Origin of the sequence: Gelidibacter sediminis (assembly GCF_004364975.1) — a bacterium.
GTDB classification, from domain to species: Bacteria; Bacteroidota; Bacteroidia; order Flavobacteriales; family Flavobacteriaceae; genus Gelidibacter; species Gelidibacter sediminis.
Genome location: NZ_SOBW01000007.1, coordinates 360475 through 381891, shown reverse-complemented (window position 1 = coordinate 381891; position 21417 = coordinate 360475). Strand labels below are relative to the sequence as shown.

At 36.4% G+C, this 21417-nt stretch carries 15 protein-coding genes and 1 tRNA gene; 9 read left to right on the top strand and 7 right to left on the bottom strand.

Annotated elements, in window-relative coordinates:
* Nucleotides 1-3: 3 nt before the first annotated feature.
* Nucleotides 4-5088: a translocation/assembly module TamB domain-containing protein gene (locus tag BXY82_RS01745; RefSeq protein WP_243835649.1), complete on the bottom strand. Its 5085-nt coding sequence runs from the start codon at nt 5086-5088 to the stop codon at nt 4-6.
* A gap of 206 nt (nt 5089-5294) precedes the next feature.
* On the opposite strand from BXY82_RS01745, the gene BXY82_RS01740 reads away from it, so the two are divergent.
* Nucleotides 5295-5936, top strand: coding sequence for a fasciclin domain-containing protein (locus BXY82_RS01740; protein WP_133756460.1), 642 nt, complete (start codon nt 5295-5297; stop codon nt 5934-5936).
* Nucleotides 5937-6096: 160 nt separating this feature from the next.
* On the opposite strand, the gene BXY82_RS01735 is transcribed toward BXY82_RS01740, so the two are convergent.
* Entirely contained in the window at nt 6097-7086 is a 990-nt protein-coding gene (locus BXY82_RS01735; RefSeq protein ID WP_133756459.1) for a bile acid:sodium symporter family protein, read from the bottom strand.
* A 271-nt stretch (nt 7087-7357) separates the two neighbouring features.
* Here BXY82_RS01735 and BXY82_RS01730 point away from each other — a divergent pair, with 271 nt between their 5' ends.
* Complete coding sequence (locus tag BXY82_RS01730; protein ID WP_133756458.1) at nt 7358-7540, top strand: hypothetical protein; 183 nt, start codon at nt 7358-7360, stop codon at nt 7538-7540.
* Between the two features lie 2 nt (nt 7541-7542).
* On the opposite strand, the gene BXY82_RS01725 is transcribed toward BXY82_RS01730, so the two are convergent.
* The 3 genes from BXY82_RS01725 to BXY82_RS01715 all read right to left on the bottom strand — a co-directional run bounded on the left by BXY82_RS01725 (nt 7543) and on the right by BXY82_RS01715 (nt 8635).
* The gene (locus tag BXY82_RS01725; protein WP_133756457.1) at nt 7543-8031 is read right to left on the bottom strand and encodes a YqiA/YcfP family alpha/beta fold hydrolase; all 489 of its coding nucleotides are present in this window, start codon (nt 8029-8031) and stop codon (nt 7543-7545) included.
* Nucleotides 8032-8221: 190 nt separating this feature from the next.
* Nucleotides 8222-8407, bottom strand: a complete 186-nt coding sequence (locus BXY82_RS01720; RefSeq protein WP_133756456.1) for a hypothetical protein — start codon at nt 8405-8407, stop codon at nt 8222-8224.
* 152 nt (nt 8408-8559) lie between these two features.
* Nucleotides 8560-8635, bottom strand: a tRNA-Phe gene (locus tag BXY82_RS01715).
* Nucleotides 8636-8778: 143 nt separating this feature from the next.
* Between BXY82_RS01715 and BXY82_RS01710 the strand changes: the two genes are divergently transcribed.
* The 6 genes from BXY82_RS01710 to BXY82_RS01680 all read left to right on the top strand — a co-directional run bounded on the left by BXY82_RS01710 (nt 8779) and on the right by BXY82_RS01680 (nt 16696).
* Nucleotides 8779-9507, top strand: coding sequence for a type III pantothenate kinase (locus BXY82_RS01710; RefSeq protein ID WP_133756455.1), 729 nt, complete (start codon nt 8779-8781; stop codon nt 9505-9507).
* Nucleotides 9507-10811, top strand: coding sequence for a hypothetical protein (locus tag BXY82_RS01705; RefSeq protein ID WP_133756454.1), 1305 nt, complete (start codon nt 9507-9509; stop codon nt 10809-10811). Before BXY82_RS01710 ends, BXY82_RS01705 begins: the two co-directional genes overlap by 1 nt.
* 18 nt (nt 10812-10829) lie before the next feature.
* The gene (locus BXY82_RS01700) at nt 10830-12212 is read left to right on the top strand and encodes a tetratricopeptide repeat protein (protein WP_133756453.1); all 1383 of its coding nucleotides are present in this window, start codon (nt 10830-10832) and stop codon (nt 12210-12212) included.
* Entirely contained in the window at nt 12213-12779 is a 567-nt protein-coding gene (gene lptC / locus BXY82_RS01695; protein WP_133756452.1) for an LPS export ABC transporter periplasmic protein LptC, read from the top strand.
* A gap of 295 nt (nt 12780-13074) precedes the next feature.
* A complete protein-coding gene (locus BXY82_RS01685) occupies nt 13075-14364 on the top strand; it encodes a hemolysin family protein (protein WP_133756450.1) in 1290 nt (429 codons plus the stop codon).
* Nucleotides 14365-14551: 187 nt separating this feature from the next.
* Nucleotides 14552-16696 (top strand): SurA N-terminal domain-containing protein, encoded by a 2145-nt coding sequence (locus BXY82_RS01680; protein WP_133756449.1) that lies wholly within the window; start codon nt 14552-14554, stop codon nt 16694-16696.
* A gap of 102 nt (nt 16697-16798) precedes the next feature.
* On the opposite strand, the gene BXY82_RS01675 is transcribed toward BXY82_RS01680, so the two are convergent.
* Complete coding sequence (locus BXY82_RS01675) at nt 16799-17719, bottom strand: GYDIA family GHMP kinase (protein ID WP_133756448.1); 921 nt, start codon at nt 17717-17719, stop codon at nt 16799-16801.
* A 45-nt stretch (nt 17720-17764) separates the two neighbouring features.
* On the bottom strand, nt 17765-19093 hold the full coding sequence (locus BXY82_RS01670) for a hydroxymethylglutaryl-CoA reductase, degradative (protein WP_133756447.1): 1329 nt from the start codon (nt 19091-19093) through the stop codon (nt 17765-17767).
* A 147-nt stretch (nt 19094-19240) separates the two neighbouring features.
* Here BXY82_RS01670 and BXY82_RS01665 point away from each other — a divergent pair, with 147 nt between their 5' ends.
* Nucleotides 19241-21409 carry a S9 family peptidase gene (locus BXY82_RS01665; protein ID WP_133756446.1) on the top strand — a complete coding sequence of 723 codons (2169 nt, stop codon included), beginning with the start codon at nt 19241-19243 and terminating at the stop codon, nt 21407-21409.
* Nucleotides 21410-21417: the final 8 nt, after the last annotated feature.

Genomic DNA, 21417 nt, shown 5'->3' with positions numbered 1-21417 from the left:
GGTTTATTGTTTTTTCTTTTCTATGCTTTCATCCACGGCTTCCTCTTTTGCCTTTAAGGCAGCTTCAGCAGCCTTTTTTTCTTGGGCTATTTGCTTTTCTTGCTGTGTTTTTGATTTTAACAGCGCATCCCAAAGTTCACTAAACTTATTAAACTCTTGAGTGAAAATTAATGCAATACCACTAACAATAACTTGTCCGTCAATTACATTTTCAAACTCATTTCTATGGAAGCCTTTTAGTCTATATCGTCCATTTTCAGTTAATATGTATTCAATACTCACGTTTCCGATAATAGGTGTTTGCTCGTCGGTAGAACTTCCTCCTTGTACATCAACCTCGCTGCCCACGCTTACAATTAACCTATCGTTAAACAATTTTTTTTGAGCTGCAATATCTAATTGTGTACGATCTTGAGGAGTATTGCCCTGATAATCAGTGTAGCTGTCCAAGCCGAAATTAAGATCAAACCCTGAGTTGCCAAATAATTTGTCAGAGAATAAATTTAGCTGATCTGAAACCGCATCATTTAAGTTATCTCTAGCTATAGATGCTACGCCACCGGCACTTCCATCACTTCCCGGGTCTGGGTAAAAACGATTGAGTACCAGAAGGGAGAACACCTGCCGGTTTAACTCATCTTCTTGTTGGTTAAGTTGTTGCACTCTCCCAAATACCTGCCCACCAATTGCGCCTTGTTCATCTTTGGGCATGTCTAAATTAAAATTAATTTTAGGTTGCATTAATTGGCCATCAATATTTAAATACACATAGAATGGTAGCACTTGACGGTATTTACCTCTTGCGGATTCATCCAGATTGGAGGTGGTAGGGGCCATTAATGAACTGGCTGAAGTCTTAACTTCATAAAGCGCTTTTACGTCCAGCTTTGCATCAAAAGGATCTCCAGACCACGTCACGCGGCTGCCTGAAACTATGTCAAACTTTCGATTGACGAGACTGTAGAGGTTCAATTCATAATGTCCGCTTTGTACCTCGTAAACTCCCGCAAGGGTAAGGTTGCCATTTGGATTCATATTAAGGTTGAGATCGCCTACGCCCGCCACTTTAAAATTGTCTCCTGTTTCCTCATCAATCACAATAGTCACCGCAGCTTCTTTCCCAATTTTCAATAATGCAGCAATGTCAAACCCGGTGAGGGTTGCGGTTTGCTCTTCCGTACGGGTTAGAATGGCATCTGGATCTTTACGATTTACGAAAACCACAACACCATCACGTTCTTCAACATTTACGGTAGCAGATGGCATCACGTAAGTGACGTCTGTACCTGGTCCTACCGTGGCATTCATGGTGATTTTTGGGATTTGCAAGTCGCCAGAAATTTTTGCTTCAGCATCAAACGTTACTTTTCCATAAAGAAAATCGTTATCTTCTTTTGTGGCGTTGAGCACCTGAAAATTCTCTGCGTTTAACTGCAAATCGAGCGTTGGGTTAAGAAATGACTCCGTACCAATACGGCCTGATGCCACCATTTTGTTCAGATTTTCATCCAAAATGGTAAAGTTATCCATTGACAGTCCGTCATTGGTTATTTTTAGAGTTTCATTGGCAAGCGTAAAAGCTGAATTGAATCTTCTAATTTTGAAGTCAGCATTATTGAAATGAAGATTACCTTCGTATTTTGGAGCACTTAAAGTGCCATTTAACTTAAAGTTTCCAGAAAAGCTACCGTCAGTATCAATTATCTCTCCCTGTGAGAAACCTGTTAAAGCGGCCATATTAAACCTGTTTATATCTAAAGTCATATCCAATTGAGCGTCATTTTGTACGGCAACATAGTCGCCTGTTAAATTTAGGTCAATCTCGCCACCATCAATATCAACATTAAAATCATAGGTATCAAAACCTAAAGATTTAGCATCTAAACTGAGCGTTCCCATATCTACTTGCATAAAACTTAATGATTGAATATTTAAGTCAGCAACAATTCCGGTGTTTGTAAATGGGTCTTCCAAAATGAAAGTGCCGTTGAGATTTCCAGTGGCTAATTCATCTTCAGGATTAAGATAGTTGAGTAATTCACTAAGTTTAAAATTTTTGAACTCGGCAGCAATATGATCTTTAGAAATGGAAGGGAATTTGTCTGTCATTTCAAAAGTCTGATTTTCCCTACTGAAAATGAAATCATTAAATTCCAACTTCTGGTTTCTTATTAGGATTTCGTTAGACTCTGGGACCTTCCAGGGGCTCTTGTTCAATATTAAATCTTGCGGCACAACATGAAACCGTAATTCTTCCCTATGGCCGGTAATCTTGCTGTCTATTTGTGTCAAAAGGTCCTTATCCTGATAGGCAGAAAACGCTAGAGACATTTCGTTGTTGGTTTGTTGCCCTGTTATTTTAGTCTTTGGAATATCAAAAGGTCCAGCTTTAACACGATTAAACCCTAAATCAAAAATAAATTTATCTGTATCAGTATCCATTGAAAAAGCCAAACTGTCTAACTCATAACCGCTATAATTGATGTGAGGGGCAGTAATCTCCGCTTTTAGTTGACGTTCTTTTTCGTGGAAGTCAATTGCAATTTTAACAGTGTCGAGATCTTTGACATTTACAAGAAAAACATCATTTAATATAGGGGCTTGAATGATCTTTCCTCTTAATTTTAAATTGACGGGATTGGTAATGCTATCTGGTAGTTTTTCATCACGATAAAAATAACTGAGTACATGGCGCTTTAGGGATTTGCTGAATGACTTCGGATCAGTATTGGACTGCAATAAAACGTCTACCAACTTATTTTTAATGGATACTGAAGTCGTATCTTTCCTCACATGCGCTAATGCGTTTAGATCGCCAATGAGATATGTTTTATTATCATATACAACTACGCCTTCGTCTACAATTGCTGCTACATCATAGTTGGTAGTATTACCTTTAAAATCGGCGTAGATTTTCATGCCTGTTCTTACTTCGCGTTGCAAGACACCTAAGGCACGTAAATCGGCTCCAATAATATCAAGTTCAACATTGGCTTCGGGCGAAATAGAATCCAAAACAATTGTGCCGTACAAAGACATATTAAGATTTTGGTCTTTATAATTAGAAGTCACTTTGCCGCGACCCTTATCAATAACACCAATAATTTTTAAGTCCTTTATGTCATATTTATTGTATTTAAAACTTGATATGTCTGCATTAATTGCTGCATCAAGACTATTGATGTTGGTGCCTTTACCGCTTGTTTTAAGTGTTAGGCTTAAAGCACCTAATTGTTCATTTTGGAGCAGTTGGTCTAGTTGGTAATTTTCAAGAGTTACATCAGCATCAAAATTTATGACCTTACCACTCTTAAAATGGCCATTGATGGACGCATTGCCTTGAGAAGTGGATACCAAAGTATTGGTGTAGATATGATTTGGTCCCCCTTTAAGGCTGCCCGCTATTTTCACATTTTCTGGAAGGCTGACGCCGAGCGTGCTTTCATCTACAAACTGAATAATGTCTGTGCGTTTACTGATGGCTGAAAAATTAGGAATATTGAATTGTATATGGTTGGGATCGGTGGCGTTTTGAATGTTGCCTTTGGCTGAAATATGTGTGCTCCCCCAATGGCTTGTCATATGGTTGATGTTGATATCAGATAGGTAACCGCTGGCATTGACATTACCGCTCAATAAATTTTTACTTAGAGTATTGAGGTAAGGATTTTTCATTAATTCTGGCTGAATTAAGAAAACATCCCTTAAAGACACTTGAAATGAAGGAATATTGATCGCTATATTCGATTTTTCGGGAGTTTCTATTAACGCTGACAATTTTGGATATTCCATACGGATATCAGCCTGCAGGGTGTTATTATTTAATGCCGTCTTTAATTTGGTTACCTTTAGACTGGTATCATCAGCTACAAATTGCAATTGCAGTTCCTTCAAGTCAAATCCTGAAACTTCCTTAAAAGTTGAATTTTCAATATGTAGTGTCGCTTTTTTATCTTTTAACTGAATATTATCTGCTTGTAAATTAAGCTTGTTTAACACAATCGCATTCGGATTAAAACGCCCAACTTTAGCTTCTGCGGCAGCGACAAAATAGCTAAAATTATTATTTTGAAAATCGATTGTCCCAATGTCCAATCGCAGTTCAGGCCACTCAAAAGCTTGAATGTCTTGTTTGATATCTTGGGTGACTTCGACAACCTTTTGCGTAACGACATTGGTTTCAGTTTGAGTGTGGAGGACTATGGAAGAATTTTTAAGGCTGACGGTGCGAGCTTTAAACTGGTTATTGGCCAAATCAGCCTGTTGGATTTCTGCATATAAGTCTTTGATGTCCGCTTCTGCAGCAATTCGATCGCCGTATGATTGATAATTGGCGTAAACGTTGGTAAGTGTCAATTCATCGACCGTTAAATAGGGCAGTGGCAAATTTTCCGCGTTAGGATCAATTGGGATACGTTTTTGAATGTATTTAATTCTGGCATTTGTCATTTTTAAAGTTGAAGCCTCAAAAATCATACGCTCCAAATTGACCGTTTTCATGTGGGCTTTAAGCGTTCCGATGTTAAAACGACTCTCTACACCCACTACTGCATCATCAAAAACGATATCGAAATCCTTAAATTCTAGTTTGCCCAAAATAAGAGTCACTGCCGTGGTATCTGTTGTGGCAGTATTCGTATTTGTAGTGGCAAATGCATCCATCAGAAATTGAAAGTTGTAACCCTCAATGGTATCTGATCTTCTGATATTGGCACGGACACCTTCCCACTCTAAGGATTCAACCCCTAGACTTTCGCCTTTAATCATGGCCCATAATGGTACGTTTGCTACTATTGACTTTGAATAGACTAACGTATCTCCCTGTTTGTCCTCTAAAAATAAACCTTCAGCCTGCAAATTGCCATCAAAGGTTAAGAATAAGCGGTCAATTTCAACTACGGTATTAGTTTTATTAGAAATATAGGAAGCAATTTTATCAACGATAATGCCCTGTCCCCAAGGACTTCGGACGAATAAAAATAAAAGGAAAAGACATATGACGATACCTAGAATAATCTTTCCAATTATTCTAAAAACCCTAAGCAATTTAGATTTAGGAATTTTAATATTGTCGTGTGGTGCTTTCAATCAGTAATTCTATTGTTTACAAATTTATCATTTTAAGCCGTGCAGCGTGTAGCTTAATGCAATTAATAATAACTCTATTCTCAATCTTCTATTGGGTAGATGTTTTAACGTATTTCTTAACTATAATGTTAAAATTCTATTAATTTCATTCCGTTAACCCCTTTTGAACGTATATCTTAACATAAACCAATAAAATATTTTGAATTATGATATTTAAAAACACTAGTATATTATTTGGTGCTGCATTAACAGCATTGGTATTGGTATCGTCTTGTGAGGACAACAAAAAAAAAGAGGAGCAGATGAGAATTGAAACCGAGCGTGTTGAACGAGAGTCGGCCGAAAAGGCTCGAATGGAAATGGAAGCTGAAGAAGCTCGCTTGAAAGAAGAAGCAAGAGCGAATAGCATTGCAGGTCAAGCGATGAAGAATGAAGATTTGACCACTTTGGTCAGCGCGTTGCAGTCTGCCGATTTAGCGGCCATGCTTTCTGAACCAGGAGAATACACTGTTTTTGCGCCATCTAATCAGGCTTTTGAGAAGTTGACACAAAAACAACGTGATGAATTGATGAAACCTGAAAATAAGCAAATGTTAACTGATGTGTTGACTTACCATGTTGTTAAAGGGGCTATTACATCTGATAAATTTGCGGAAGCAATTAAAGGTGCTAAAGGGTCTTATAAATTTGAAACTGTGAAGGGGGACGAATTGATTGCTTCAATGAGTGGAGATCAATTTGTGATTAAAGATGCAACAGGTAAAAAAGCACAAGTTATCTTGGGTAATGTAGAAGCTTCCAATGGTAGAATTTATATTATTGACACAGTATTAATGTTTAAAAAATAGAAATTAGTTTGCTGAATTTAAGAAGGACCTGGCGTAACGTTGGGTCTTTTTTATTAACTATAGTTGGTCCATTTTAATAAATACATCAATACTGTTTCGTACTAATTTAGATATTTAGGAATTCAATTTGTAGTCCTTCCGCCAACTACCGTGATAAGGTCTAAACAACCTCATTCGATTCTAATTGTTCCCTTCCTTTTTTTGCTGCAATCACGCTAATGATCAAAATTTGAAGGGCATGATAGAACATCAATGGCAAAAGTATGATGCCAACTATTGTAGTTTGTCCAAATAGTGCTTCAGAAAATACGGTGCCATGGACAAGTGACTTTTTGGTGCCACAAAATTGATTGGTGATTTGATCAGCGTGATTAAATTTCAATATTCTTCCTATCCATCCCGTTAAAAAATAGACGAGAAAAAACAAACCTATTACTAAAATTACCATAGTGAACATTTTGAATACACTTAAAGAACTGAAAATTTTATCTTCAAAGGAGTGCACAAAACTTTTGTAAATAATCAAAAGAATAACAGTCTTGTCAAATTTGCTAAGTGTGCGTTTGTGTTTCTGTGCCCATATGCCAAAGAAGCGTCGCAGGACTAAGCCTAATGCTAACGGAATAACAATCTCAGTAATGAGTTGGATATAAACAGCAGAAAAATCAAAAGATACTTCTGTTTGTTTTATAAAAGGTAGCATCCACAAGGGGGTGAGCATAATTCCTACTATACCAGAAATACTGGCATTAAAAATCGCTGCAGGGAGATTCCCTTTTGCCATAGACACCATTACTACTGATGAAGAAACGGTAGAAGGCAGCGCTGCCATAAATAGAAAAGCCAACCAAAGCAATTCATGGGTTGTGTCTCTAACTAAGGGGTAGAACGGTACAACGAGCAATGGAAATAATATAAAAGTGGAGGCTTGGACGGAAAGGTGCAATTTCCAATTTTTAAGCCCACTTCTGAGTGCTGTGGTACTTAAACTTAAGCCGTAAAACAAGAAAATGAGAGAAATGCCCAAGCTGCTTATTAAACCCAAAGGGACATGACTATCTGAGGCGCCTAGTTGAGGAAAAAAATAGGCAATTATGATGGTAATGATGATTGCGATCACAAACTTATCAATTCGTATTTTTTTTAGCATTTGTCTGCAGAGGCTTTGTGCAAATATATATAGAAGCCATCATTGAAACTCTCGTCCGATCATAAAATTTGTCGTGGTTCAAAAATAGAATGAAGCAGTCATGCAAACTTTTCGGAGACTATTCATATCGGGAATTGAAAGGTTAACTAATGCCTATAGTTTTCTTAATCATAGAAAATTATTTTATGCGCTTTTCAGTTCAAGTTATTTTTGTTACGGTCAATACGTTGCCATTCTGTTATCTAATTTTACCTTATAAAGCTATTACATCATGCCATACTATAACTTAGAAAGTAAGCCTCCAACTGATAATGGTACTTATATTGTTCAGGTATTGACCATGCAAGGCTATATACGTGAAGCCAAAGCGGTTTGGGAGGATCAAAAAGGATTCAACCTTATCTCTACACCACTGAAGCCAGACGAGTTTATAAAAGCGTGGTGGCAATATTAACACTATAATTTTTCCATAAATTTAGATACTTCCTCTTTAAATACGGACAATGGAATCCGATGTGCCAAATCGTGCCGAATACTAATAGTGTAATCTTGAGGTTGATACAATAAGTTGCCTAAAAACTCTAGTGTTCCTTTAGGTTGTACTATAGGATCTTTAGAGCCCAGCACAATATGTGTCAAATTTTCGCTGCTTTTAGGGGTCTCAGGAATAAGTTGATGCACACTTCTTTGTGCCAAGGCAGGGTTGAATATCAGGCATGGTAATTTATATAATTTAGAAAGATGGTAAGCGGCAAATCCGCCCATGCTGCTGCCAATAATTACATTAATTGCTGTCTGCTGATGTGAAGAATGCAGATCAATAATACTGTTGACGTTGTTGTTATAATCTATAGAAGGAGACAGCACATTCCCATATGTTTCCAAAATGTCGAGCTTTTCTTGACTTAGGCTGCCGTTTAAGCCGTGAATATACAAAATAGTCATAATTCCTCAGATTAAATTGTACAATTGAGAGTCTTGCATGACGCCCAATGATGATGAGAATATAAACATAAAATGTATATCAGTAATTTCAATTCAATGCCCATCAGACTTATCATAAGCTCTAATTACAAGTATGGCCCATATGGCAACGCATATAGCTACAAATCCTGAAAACCAAAATACAATTGCATTAACGTCCATTCTTAATGAGTTTTATAAAAATTGCTATTCCTAAAAGTGTCGGTGCCCATAATCCAATAAAGATGGCATGCATTTGATACCCTTTCAAGAACAAATATTCTGCAACCACAATTATCAACGCACAAAGCACTAACATGAACAGGTTGGGAACTCCTAATTTTTTTATAAAATCCATGGTTTAGAGATTGGTAGGCTCTAAAATACTAAACTTTAAGCCATAAAAGTAGTGAGAGCAAAAAAAGGCAACTTGACTAGCATTATAACCTTTTAAAAATTTAGAGCCAATCATTAAAACCAAAAAACCCGAACATAAGTTCGGGTTTTTGATGGTGGTGCCTCCAGGAATCGAACCAGGGACACAAGGATTTTCAGTCCTTTGCTCTACCAACTGAGCTAAGGCACCAGTCACTAATTTGCGATCTTTTCAAATTAAAAATATCATATTTCAATCATCCAAGCGGGTGCAAATATAAAGGCATTTTTATTATTCGCAAAAATAAAAGATATAAAAATTGCTTTCGTAAATTTACACTTTAAATTTTAGATATGAATTTAATCGTAGATGTAGGGAATACGCTCGTTAAAATTGCTGTATTTCAGGATGATAAGTTGATTGAAAAACAGAGTGTCGTAATTTCTGGATTTGAAGCGCTACAGAAAAAAATTTTTGAGAAGTATCCAAATATTAAAAAATCGATCCTTTCATCAGTAGGAAATCTGCCAAATGAGGTGATTGAAATTTTAAAAATGCATTGTAAAGTACTTGTTTTGGACGCCAGTTTAAAATTACCTTTTAAAAATTGTTACGCTACGCCACATACATTAGGTGTAGATCGGATAGCTTTGGTAGCCGCTTCGGTACACAACAATTCACATCAAAATGTGCTCATAGTTGATGCCGGGAGTTGTATTACCTACGATTTTATAACCAATGAAAACGATTATTTGGGAGGTGCAATTTCTCCCGGTATCCGCCTGCGTTACAAAAGTTTACATCTGTTAACTGCTAATCTTCCGCTATTAGAAACAGAAATGCCTGCTAGCATCGTTGGAGATACCACGGCGGCCGCAATTCATTCGGGAGTGGTCATTGGCATAATCAAAGAAATTGACGGAGTAATAGATGATTATCGCGAAAAATATTCAGATTTAACAGTTATTTTAACAGGAGGGGATGCCATTTTCTTGTCAAAGCGATTAAAAAATAGCATATTTGCCAACTCGAATTTTCTTTTAGAGGGATTGAACTTTATTTTAGAATATAATACACACTAATGATAAAAAAACTTGTTATAGTTTTCATTACCGTTTTTGCCATTCAGGCACAAGCTCAAGACGGTACAGCATCTCCTTATTCATTTTATGGCATCGGATCTTTGAAATTTAAAGGAACAGTAGAGAATAGAAGTATGGGTGGCTTAAGTATTTTTACAGACAGTATCCATGTTAATTTGCGCAATCCTGCGGGATATGCGGGCAATAATCTGAAAATCTGGAATAATGAAAATAGGCCGGTCAAATTTACCGTGGGCGGCAGCTCAAGCAATCTTAATCTAAAGACTGAAAATGGTAACCAAAAAGCAAACGCCACCACATTCGACTACTTAGCGCTTTCAGTGCCAATGGGTAAATTTGGTATGGGGTTTGGACTTTTGCCTTATACTTCAGTTGGCTATAAATTAGAGTCTTCTAATGCTAATGGCGATTTGGAAAATCGGTATCGGGGTGAAGGCGGACTTAATAAAGCATTCTTAGGATTTGGATATCAAATTACTCCAAGTTTAGGTATTGGTGTGGATGCGAGCTACAATTTTGGCAATATTGAAAATAGCGCACTTCAATTCGGGTATATTAATGGAGAGCCTGTACAATACGCATCCAAAGAAAACAACCGTTCTGATTTAAGTGGTATTAATGTCAACTTTGGTTTGAGTTACAAAGCCATGGTGTCTGATAAATTGCAACTGACTACCGGTATAACTTATATGCCTAAAAGTAATTTAACCTCTGAAAATGCCCGTATCTTTTCGACAGTTGTAGTAAATCCGGAAACTGAACAAGAACTTATTGTTAGTGCTCAAGAAGCGGATTTAGAGTCGCAAAATTTAAGAACCACTGATTTGACCTTACCGTCTAAATTCTCTTTTGGGGCAGGTATAGGGCAACCTCAAAAATGGTTTGTAGGGGCTGAATATACCATGCAAAACACAAGCGAATTTCAAAATCCTATCTTTAGTATTAATAACGCCAACTTTGTTAATGCAAATACTATTGCTCTCGGAGGGTTTTATATTCCAAATTACAATTCTTTTTCAAGTTATTGGGATAGAGTTGTTTATAGGGCGGGTGTGCACTTCGAGAATACTGGTCTAGAAATAAATAATGAGACCATTAATGAGTTTGGCATATCTTTTGGAGTTGGATTACCAGTTGGAAACATTTTCTCTAATGCCAATATAGGTTTTGAGCTCGGAAAGAAGGGAACTACTAATGCAAAATTGATCCAAGAAAATTTTATGAATTTGCAAATTAGCTTATCTTTAAATGACAGATGGTTCCAAAAACGAAAATATAATTAACTGAATAAAAATAAGACGATGAAAAAACAAGCTACTTTAATCCTTCTTACCTTGTTCATGGGTTTCAATGTTGGGTTTGCACAACAGGATGAAGAATGTATGCTGAACTTAACTTTGCTAAATGATTACGCAAAAAGCAAAAAGTATGATGAAGCTTACGAACCATTTAAGAAAATTCGAAGCAAGTGTCCTAAATTTAACTATGCAATCTATTACTACGGTGAGAGAGTGCTGAAACATAAAATTGAGAATTCCACTGGAGCTGAACAGGTTGCTTATGTTAATGACTTGATGAAACTTTGGGATGAAGGTCTAATGCATTTCCCTAATAAATACAAGGCTGGCGAAATTCTTCAAGATAAAGCCATGTTGAAATATGATTATAGAGAGGCATTAGGTTTAAGTAACAAACAAGTTTACGACGCTTTTGATGAAGTGTACAAAACCGCACCTGAGAGTTTTACAAATCCAAAAGGACTATATGTGTATTTTTCAACAATTGTTGATATGCATGATGCCAAGGAGGTTGAGGTCTTAGATGTCTTTAATAAGTATGATGACGTTTCAGAGAAAATTGGTCAAGAGATTGATAATTATACCCTGAAATTGAATCCACTTGTTGAAAAAGAAGAAGCAGGAGAGACTTTAGATAAGAAATCTGCACAATATAAAAAACAATATGAAAGCTATTTAGAGGCTTATGATAAGATCTCTGGCAGTATTGACGCCAAACTTGGAAAATTGGCTAATTGTGAAGTGTTGATTCCATTATATAAAAGAGACTTTGATAAATACAAATCTGACGCGGTATGGTTAAAACGTGCTGTAAGTAGAATGTACAATAAAGAATGTACTGATGATCCGTTATATATCGATTTGGTAAAAGCGTATGATGCGTCTTCGCCATCAGCAGAAACAAAATTCTTTGTGTACAATTTATTGATGAAACAAGGAAAAGAAAAGGAAGCAAAACCATACTTAGATCAATCATATGATCTTGAAAAAGATCCTTTGAAAAAATCTAGATTGGCAATGAACTTTGGAAAAAGTTTAAAATCTCAAGGTAACTACGGTGCTGCAAGAAATTACTTCCAAAAGTCTTTAGCCCTAAACCCATCTAACGGTAGAGCCCATATTGAGATTGCTAACATGTACGCCGCTAGTGCTAATAACTGTGGAGATACCAACTTTAATAAAAGAGCAGTATTCTGGTTGGCAGCAGCAGAGGCAAGAAAAGCGGGTAGAGTGGATGCTAATTTAAGATCTTATGCTGAAGGATTAGCTGCAAACTACGAAGGTAAAGCACCGCAAAGATCTGAGATTTTTACTGCCGGTAATGGTGGTACAACTATCAGAATTGGATGTTGGATTGGTTCAAGTGTGACCGTCCCAAAAATCTAAATGAAACCAACATCATCATATAGTTTATACAACATAGTCACGGCATTAGCTGTGACTATGTTTTTTTCATGCAAAAACAATTTTAAGGAGGTACAACAAATTGGCGTGCTACAAAATGAACCGATTGGAATTGCTGAAAACATGAATTTAAAATATACTGATTCTGGACGGTTAAAAGCAAATTTGATCAGCCCTAAAATGTTGGATTTTTCCAATAGGGAGTTTTCATATAATGAGTTTCCTGAGGGTGTGACCTTAAATTTATATGATGAGCGCAGTAAAAAAAGTGTTATCGTTGCTGATTATGCCATTGTTTATAACAACACAGATTTAATTGATTTGAGAGGCAATGTCCTTATCACCACAGAAACGAAAGACAGCATTTTTGCAGAACAGCTTTTTTATGATGAGAAACGGGATTGGGTATTTTCTAACAAACCCGTTAAATACGTCTCCCCAACCAAAATAGTCACTGGTAATGCCTTCGATTCTAATCGAGATTTTACGAGTTACGGTATCAGTGAGGTAACAAGTACTGTGTATTTAGATGAGGATACATCTCAGTAAACTTTGGAGCATAAATGTCCAAGTTCCCTCATTTCAATTCACCTATTTTAAATTTAAGTTCAGATAAATAATTAGTTATCTTTGTCGCTAATTATAATGATTTATTAAAATGCTTCAAAAAATTATTCAATACGTGTATTTGTTTATTGCGGTCTTCTTCATTTATGAGACGGTAAGGCTGTGGAATGTTGAGAGAGAAAAAGCCTATCTGCTTTTGTTTTTTGCGGTATTGGCGGTTGGGATGTATTTTTTCAAAAAGCGCTTCATAAAAAAAATGGATAACAAACACTAATTTATGGACGGTAATGCCCTAATCATTATTTTGTCCCTTGTGTTATCCGCTTTTTTCTCGGGCATGGAGATTGCCTATGTGTCCTCAAACAAGATTCATATAGAAATTGCAAAAAAGCAAAATGATTTTCTAGCAAGAACACTTACAAAACTTACTGCAAAACCCTCTAAATTTATTGCTACAATGCTTATTGGCAATAACATAGCCTTGGTAGTTTATGGCTTTTTAATGGGTGATAAGTTGGTGGCCTGGTTCAAATCACTTCTTCCAACAGAGTATAGTTTTTTAAATTATATGTTGTATGATTTGAGTTTGTTATCACAAACCATTATTTCAACCTTGTTAATCTTAATTACTGCAGAATTTCTTCCAAAAGTATTCTTTCAAATTTATGCTAATTCACTACTAAAGATTTTAGCAGTACCTGCCTATTTCTTTTACGGCCTGTTTTCGTGGGTTTCAGATTTTATCATTTGGATTTCCAACATGATTTTAAAGCGCTTCTTTAAAACAGGCGGAGATGATGTGCAATTGGTAATGACCAAAGTAGAGCTGGGGAATTACATCAGTGAGCAAATGGAATCTGTTGAAGAACATGATGAAATTGATAGTGAAATACAAATTTTTCAGAACGCCCTCGATTTTTCTGAAGTGAAGGCGCGGGAAGTTATGTTGCCACGTACTGAAATTATTGCGGTAGATATTAATGATTCTATAAAGAATTTAAATGCTTTGTTTACGTCCTCCGGATTGTCGAAAATTGTGGTATATAAAGATTCAGTAGATGATATTGTAGGGTATGTCCATTCCTTTGAGCTCTTTAAAAAACCCAAAAATATTAAATCAGTGGTTATGGCGGTGGAGTTTGTACCTGAAACCATGTTGATTAAGGATGTTTTAAACGTACTGACTAAGAAACGCAAGAGTATTTCCGTGGTTATTGACGAGTATGGTGGTACTTCAGGAATCATTACAGTGGAGGATATTATTGAAGAATTGTTTGGTGAAATTGAAGACGAGCACGATACCATTGAATTGATTGAAGAAAAAATTGACGATACCAATTATAAATTTTCAGCCCGACTGGAAGTCGATTATATTAATGAAGCCTATAAATTAGACCTTCCTGAAGGTGAGAATTATGAAACTTTAGGGGGCTTAATTGTAGACGAAACAGAAGAAATCCCACAAGTGAACGATCAAATTCAAATTGAAAATTATTTGTTTACGATTTTAGAAGTTTCTACCACAAAAATCGATCTTGTTTCATTGCGAGTCCTCGATGAAGATTAGTTTCTAATAGAAAATGAGAATTCCTAAATCACAAATCATCATTCCCCAATCAACAATCATCAACCATCATATTTTAAGGGCTGCGACAAACAATTCAATATTAAATTAATAAAATAGAATTCTCCTTTTATTATTTGATAGAAATTGGTATTTTCGCGCACTTATATTTTCTAACTTATACAATAAAATGGCAGTTTTAAATAAAATTAGACAACGCTCAATTTTCCTTATTGCAATTATTGCAATGGCACTATTTGCTTTCGTACTTTCTGACTTGTTTAGAAACAGTAGCGCTTTTGGACCTCAGGATACCATTGCGACAATAAACGGCACTGAGATTAAACGTGATGAGTTTATGGGCAATGTTGAAAACATGCAACGTCAAATGGGCCCTAGCGCTACAACTACTCAAACCATGAACAGAGTTTGGGAACAGGAATTGAGACGTGCTGTTTTGGAGACTCAGTTTGATGAATTGGGTCTTAGTGTTGAAAAGGAGCAAATGAGAAACTTGTTGAGAAATAGTTTTTCTACCTATCCTGAATTCACCAATGAAGCTGGTATTTTTGATGAAAATAGATTAAACGAATTTATTGCCAACTTAAAAGCTATCGCTCCTGAAAGAGCGCCATTGGGTAATTTCCAAATTAACTATGCAGAATGGGTAAATAATGAAAATTCAATTGCTGTTGGTGCAAAAGAGCAGGCGTATTTTAACATGATTAAAGCGGGTGTTGGTGCAACCATTGCTGAGGCAGAAGTTGAATACAATTTAGAAAGTGCCACTGTAGACGTAAAGTTTGTAAACGTACCTTACACCTCTATTGATGATAGTGAAATTAAAGTTTCCAAATCTGAAATTTCAAAATATATTGACAACCACAAAGCGAAATATCAGGTAGAAGCATCAAGAGATATCAATTTTGTACAATTTGTAGAATCAGCATCTTTAGAAGATGAAAATGCTGTTAAGGACAATGTTCTTGCCTTATTGGAAACAAGAGTGGAGTACAACGAAGTTTCTAAGTTGAATGATACAATTGTAGGTTTTAAAAACACTAAAGATATTGAAGGCTTTATCAATGCCAATTCTGATGTAAAGTATACCAACAGTTTTGTTGCAAAATCAGGGTTGCCAGATGTTGCGCAAGACAGTATTTTTAATCTAAGTGTAGGACAATATTACGGACCTTATAAAGATAATAACATGTACAAAATCACTAAGGTGGTTGAAGAGCGATTTATGCCAGATTCGGTTAAGTCTAGACATATCTTAATTCCTTTTGTGGGATCTCGTGCTGCAGATGCAGAGACTGTACAGACAGAAGCAGAAGCAAAGGCAACTGCTGATAGTTTATTGGCAATCATTAAGGGCAATAGGTCTAAATTTGTTGATTTATTGGATTTCTCTATTGATAAAGTAAGTAACGAGAAAGAAGGCGTGTTAGATTGGTACGCCTACAACTCAATGGTCCCTGAATTTAGAGATTATACATTTGAAAATAATAAAGGTGATCTAGGTGTTGTAAAAACTGATTTTGGTTTTCACGTAATTGAAATTTTAGATCAGAAAGCCAAATCTCGTATGGTTAAAGTGGCCACACTTGCACAAACTATTGAGCCTTCTGAAAACACAATTGATGATGTCTTCAACAGAACATCTAAATTTGAGATTGCACTTCAGGATAAAGATTTCCAAGATGTCGCAAAAGAAAACGACGTACAAGTAAGACCTGTCAATAATATTTTGGAATTGGATGAAAATATTCCAGGATTAGGAAGCCAAAGAGCAATTGTGCGTTGGGCTTTTGAAGACGGTACAAAAGTTGGAGACTATAAACGTTTTTCAATTCCGGGTGTAGGTTATGCTGTCGTTCAAGTAACAGCAGTTAACAAAAAAGGATTAATGACCCCAGAGGCTGCCTCCGCAACGGTTATTCCTCAAATTAGGAAAGAGAAGAAAGCTAAAATGATTCGTGAGAAAATCTCTGGATCAACTGTAGATGCTGTTGCAAAAAATCAAAATGTATCTGTGTCTACTGCAAGTGCGGTAAATATGAAAAACCCAACCCTATCAGGTGCAGGTTTAGAACCTACGGTTGTAGGTGTGGCATTTGGCTTAAAGGAGGGCGAAACTTCTAAATTAATTGACGGCAATAAGGGTGTCTTTATGGTACAGGTAACTAAAAAGACGGCCGCTCCAAAATTGGATAGCTACCAAGCCATTGTTAACCGTTTAAACGGTTCTCGATTAAATGCCGCGCAAGTTAAAGCATACGAAGCCTTAAAAGAAGCTGCAGATATTGAGGATAACAGAGCTTTGTTTTACTAATAATGTAAGTGTTATATATAAAAAAAAGAGGTCTTAATGTTTAAGACCTCTTTTTTTTATTTCAAATTGTAGACATGTTTTTTTGTTTTTTAATACAATGCCCTATAAAATCATTTCTGTATACGGAATGACAGTGTCAAACCCTTTGGACTTAAAATACACCTCAGGATTGCTCTCAGATGCCACCATTACGAAATCGCCACCCCAAGCCCCCAAGCTTTTTATACTGCCCTTAAAATCCTTAAAAAGCAGTTCTTTTATGGGGTGTTGCTGAATGATCTTTGAAATGATGTTTTCGTGAGTCGCCATAAGAAACTGGAAAGTCTCTAAATTGGTACAGCTCAGCATATCATTTGTAATAGCGCTGACTTCAGAAATGGCGCCCGCAATATCGCTTTTCGCTTTCTGATAAGACGCAATGCCGTCTCTACTGTTTTGTTTTTTATTTAAGAACACAAAGTATAACTGATCTTTAAACTGCGGATTGAAATCGCGTTCAATGATGGTTCTGCCGTCGTCTTCTAACTGATAGGTGAGTGGCATATTGTGTTTCGCACAAGCAATGTCATAGCCGCTACCTCCAAAAGTCTCAGCTAATAATCTATAAGCGTCAATATTTGCCCATTGTGCCATGTTGTTTATTAATGTTGAAGATGTACCTAATCCCCAATTTTTTGGAAAATCTGCATTGGTTGAAATCTTCACGCCCATATCGCCATCCAGTAATTTTGGATTATGTTTTTTTAAAGTATTCAATATTTGAAACAAACGTTCAGAAATGACAACGTCATTCGTTTTTATAACTTTTAATTCTGGACTTAAAGCCACTGTGGCTTTAAACCACAACTTACCTTCGTGATCAAAACTCTCCCATTCCAACAGGTTTTGATCCAACGGGGCAACAGATAGAGATTGTCCGTATTTTGTTGGAATGGCCAAAGCCATCGCTCCATCCAAAATGAGATATTCTCCTGTGATGAGTAATTTGCCGTTGCTATAAAAAGTCTTGTTGGTTGGATTCAAAAGTGGAATTGTGTATACTATGTTAATATCGTGTGATGATTCGGTTTAGTTATTAGACATCATTCTGAGCTTGCTTAAAGCAGTCTCCACTGCGCTATGGGTTACAGTATTATTTTTAAAATGAGCTATGATTTTCTCTTTCTCCAGAGCTGTGGCATTCAATTGATTCAACATGTTCATTAAATGCATTTTCATATGGCCTTCCTGAATGCCAGTTGTAGTTAACGATCGCAAGGCTGCAAAGTTCTGTGCTAAACCTGCCGCTGCTACAATTTGCATAAGGTCCTTAGCCGAAGGTTGGTCTAACATTTCTAAAGCTACTTTAACTAAAGGATGTAGGTTGGTTAAGCCGCCAACCGTTCCGAGAGCGAGTGGAATTTCCATCCAAAACCTGAATACGTCATTAACAATCTCAGCGTGAGAAAGGCTGCTGTACGAGCCGTTGCGCGATGCGTAAGCGTGTACACCAGCTTCAACTGCCCTAAAATCATTTCCTGTAGCGAGAACGACTGCATCAATACCATTCATGATGCCTTTGTTGTGGGTCACGGCACGGTAGGGTTCTATCTCAGCAATATTTACTGCTTGCACAAATTTATGCGCAAATTCTTTTGCCGATATATTTTTATCTTCGGTCAATTCGTCAACCGGACAAGATACTTCAACGCGTACCAAACAGTCAGGTACGTAGTTGGAAAGAATGCTCATTACAATTTGCAAGCGATTTTCGTCATCCGAAAAATCATCAAAATGAAGCGCTTCCGTTTTAAGGGTTTTTGCAAATTGCTCCAAGCAGGAATTAATGAAATTGGCGCCCATGGCATCCAAGGTTTCAAAAGTTGCATGGAGTTGGTAGTAATCCTTTAAGTCTTCAGTTTTATCTTTTAGTTCAATATCTAAAATGCCGCCGCCACGTTTTTTCATGCTTTTGGTGATGTCTTCAGAGTCTTCATATAACTTCGGCTTTACGGCTGTGAAAAACTTTTGAAGTTTGCTAAAATCGCCAGTATACATAAAATGAACCTGACCTATTTTTGTCGTGGAAATAACTTCCGTTTTGAATCCGCCTCGGTCTAACCAAAATTTTGCTGCTTTACTGGCAGCGGCCACCACAGAACTTTCTTCAATTGCCATAGGAATGGTGTACAGTTTTCCGTTAATTAGGAAATTGGGCGCTACACCAAATGGTAAATAGTAATTGGTAATGGTGTTCTCAATAAATTCATCATGAAGCTGCTGTAACTTTTGGTCTGTATTCCAGTATTGTTTAATGGCTTGTGTTGCGGCATTTGCATCTTTGAAATAAGTAGCCGCTATCCACTCTATTTTTTCTAATTTCGTAAGTTTGGAAAAGCCTTTAATTGGTTTACGCATAAGGAAAGTTTATAAACGCAAAGATAGTATTCTTGTTATTAATATGAACCCGCAATCTTTAGCTTTACGCTTTTAACAATTAAAGGTTAGTGTTTTTGCATAATTTTTAGTAAACTTGACAGCATTTTATCAGAAATAAACCCCTAAATGAAGTATTTTAAAAGCTCTTTGATTCTTTGTCTTTTGGTAACTGTTTTAAGTTCAGCCCAAAACAAGGAGATTACCCTTGATGCCATCTGGAATGGTACCTTTAGAACCGAAGGAATGCAGTCTCTACATTCCATGAATAACGGAAAACAGTATTCCGTGCTCAACTACCAAAAAGGTTCTACAGCAATTGATGTTTATGATTACAAAACATTGGCTAAAGTTGAAACCTTAGTAAATTCTTCAAAGTTAGAAGGCGTTTCTAGTTTTTCAGATTATACGTTTAGCGATGATGAAAGTAAAATTATATTGGCAACTGAAGTAGAATCCATATTTAGACGATCCACTTTGGGTGTGTATTATGTGTATGATACAAAAACCAAATCCTTGGTAAAGATTGCTGATGAGAAAATTCAAGAACCAACGTTTTCTCCTGATGGGACAAAAGTGGCGTACGGTTTGAATAATAATTTGTACATCAAAAACCTTGTAGACAATCAAACCACACAACTCACAACAGACGGCGTTAAGAATAAAATAATCAATGGCATTACGGATTGGGTTTATGAAGAGGAATTTGCATTTGTGCGCGCTTTTGAATGGAATGCTGATGGAACGTATTTAGCGTTTATCCGTTTTGATGAAACAGAGGTGCCTGAGTTTTCTATGGATATTTATGGAAAGGAATTATATCCAGAGCAGTTAGTGTTTAAATATCCCAAAGCTGGTGAAGCAAATGCACTAGTATCATTGCATATCTACGATTTGAAATCAAATCAAGTTAAAGACGTAAAAGTGTCAAAACCATATGCTGATTTCTATATTCCACGTATTAAATGGACCAATAATGCTAACATTTTAAGTGCACAATACACCAACAGACATCAAAATGAACTTGATTTATGGATGGTTAATGCTGCGGATATGTCATCTAAACTAGTGTTGGAAGAGAGAGATAAAGCATATGTTGATGTGACGGATAACCTAACCTTTTTACAGGACAATAGTTTTATTTGGACTTCAGAAAAGGATGGTTACAATCATATTTACTTGTATTCAAAAGATGGTAAATTGATCAACCAAGTCACCAAAGGACCTTGGGAAGTCACAAATTACTATGGTTTTGATGAAAAGAATAATACAATTTTCTATCAATCGGTAGAAAATGGTTCCATCAATAGAGATGTCTATTCCATAAAAATTAATGGGAAGAACAAAAAACGTCTGACTCAGAATGAAGGAACAAATTCGGCAAATTTTAGTGCTGATTTCACCTATTTTATCAATACCTACTCAAGTGCAACGACGGCGCCAAAATACACCTTGCATACCGCTAAAGATGGTAAATTGGTTAAAGTAATTAAAGACAATGTGGCTTTAGAAACCGCTTTAAAAGATTACAACTTGCCTGCAAAAGAATTCAGCACTATCGCTGTTAACGGTAATGATTTGAACATGTGGATGATTAAACCGGCTGATTTTGATGCGTCTAAGACCTATCCTTTATTTATGTTTCAGTATTCAGGTCCAGGGTCGCAATCTGTAAAAAACTCTTGGAATAGCGCCAATGATTATTGGTATTATTACCTAGCACAACAAGGCTATATTGTGGCTTGTGTGGATGGTAGAGGTACTGGATTTAAAGGCGCTGATTTTAAAAAGGTCACTCAAAATGAATTGGGTAAATACGAAGTTGAAGACCAAATTGATGCAGCAAAACTTTTAGGCTCTAGACCATATATTGATGCAGACCGGATGGGTATTTGGGGCTGGAGTTATGGCGGATTTATGAGTAGTAATGCTTTATTTAAAGGAAACGATGTCTTTAAAATGGCTATTGCAGTTGCTCCGGTTACAAGCTGGCGTTTTTATGATACTATCTATACAGAGCGTTACATGACCACACCACAAGAAAACCCTACTGGTTATGACGAAAATTCTCCAATCCATCACGTCGATAAATTGAAAGGGAATTTTTTATTGATCCATGGATCTGGAGATGACAACGTGCATGTTCAAAATACCATGCAAATGGTAGAAGCCCTTATTCAGGCCAATAAGCAATTTGAGTGGATGATTTATCCTGACAATGACCACGGTATATACGGAGGCAACACGAGATTACATCTATACACTAAAATGACAAATTTTATTAACCAAAACCTATAAATTAAATT

Coding starts and splice junctions, on each gene's coding strand:
- BXY82_RS01720 (WP_133756456.1), bottom strand. CDS start 8,407: ATGGATTTTATAAAAAAATTAGGAGTTCCCAACCTGTTCATGTTAGTG.
- lptC (WP_133756452.1), top strand. CDS start 12,213: ATGAAACCAACATCATCATATAGTTTATACAACATAGTCACGGCATTA.
- BXY82_RS01670 (WP_133756447.1), bottom strand. CDS start 19,093: ATGCGTAAACCAATTAAAGGCTTTTCCAAACTTACGAAATTAGAAAAA.
- BXY82_RS01680 (WP_133756449.1), top strand. CDS start 14,552: ATGGCAGTTTTAAATAAAATTAGACAACGCTCAATTTTCCTTATTGCA.
- BXY82_RS01685 (WP_133756450.1), top strand. CDS start 13,075: ATGGACGGTAATGCCCTAATCATTATTTTGTCCCTTGTGTTATCCGCT.
- BXY82_RS01705 (WP_133756454.1), top strand. CDS start 9,507: ATGATAAAAAAACTTGTTATAGTTTTCATTACCGTTTTTGCCATTCAG.
- BXY82_RS01665 (WP_133756446.1), top strand. CDS start 19,241: ATGAAGTATTTTAAAAGCTCTTTGATTCTTTGTCTTTTGGTAACTGTT.
- BXY82_RS01735 (WP_133756459.1), bottom strand. CDS start 7,086: ATGCTAAAAAAAATACGAATTGATAAGTTTGTGATCGCAATCATCATT.
- BXY82_RS01725 (WP_133756457.1), bottom strand. CDS start 8,031: ATGACTATTTTGTATATTCACGGCTTAAACGGCAGCCTAAGTCAAGAA.
- BXY82_RS01710 (WP_133756455.1), top strand. CDS start 8,779: ATGAATTTAATCGTAGATGTAGGGAATACGCTCGTTAAAATTGCTGTA.
- BXY82_RS01740 (WP_133756460.1), top strand. CDS start 5,295: ATGATATTTAAAAACACTAGTATATTATTTGGTGCTGCATTAACAGCA.
- BXY82_RS01700 (WP_133756453.1), top strand. CDS start 10,830: ATGAAAAAACAAGCTACTTTAATCCTTCTTACCTTGTTCATGGGTTTC.
- BXY82_RS01730 (WP_133756458.1), top strand. CDS start 7,358: ATGCCATACTATAACTTAGAAAGTAAGCCTCCAACTGATAATGGTACT.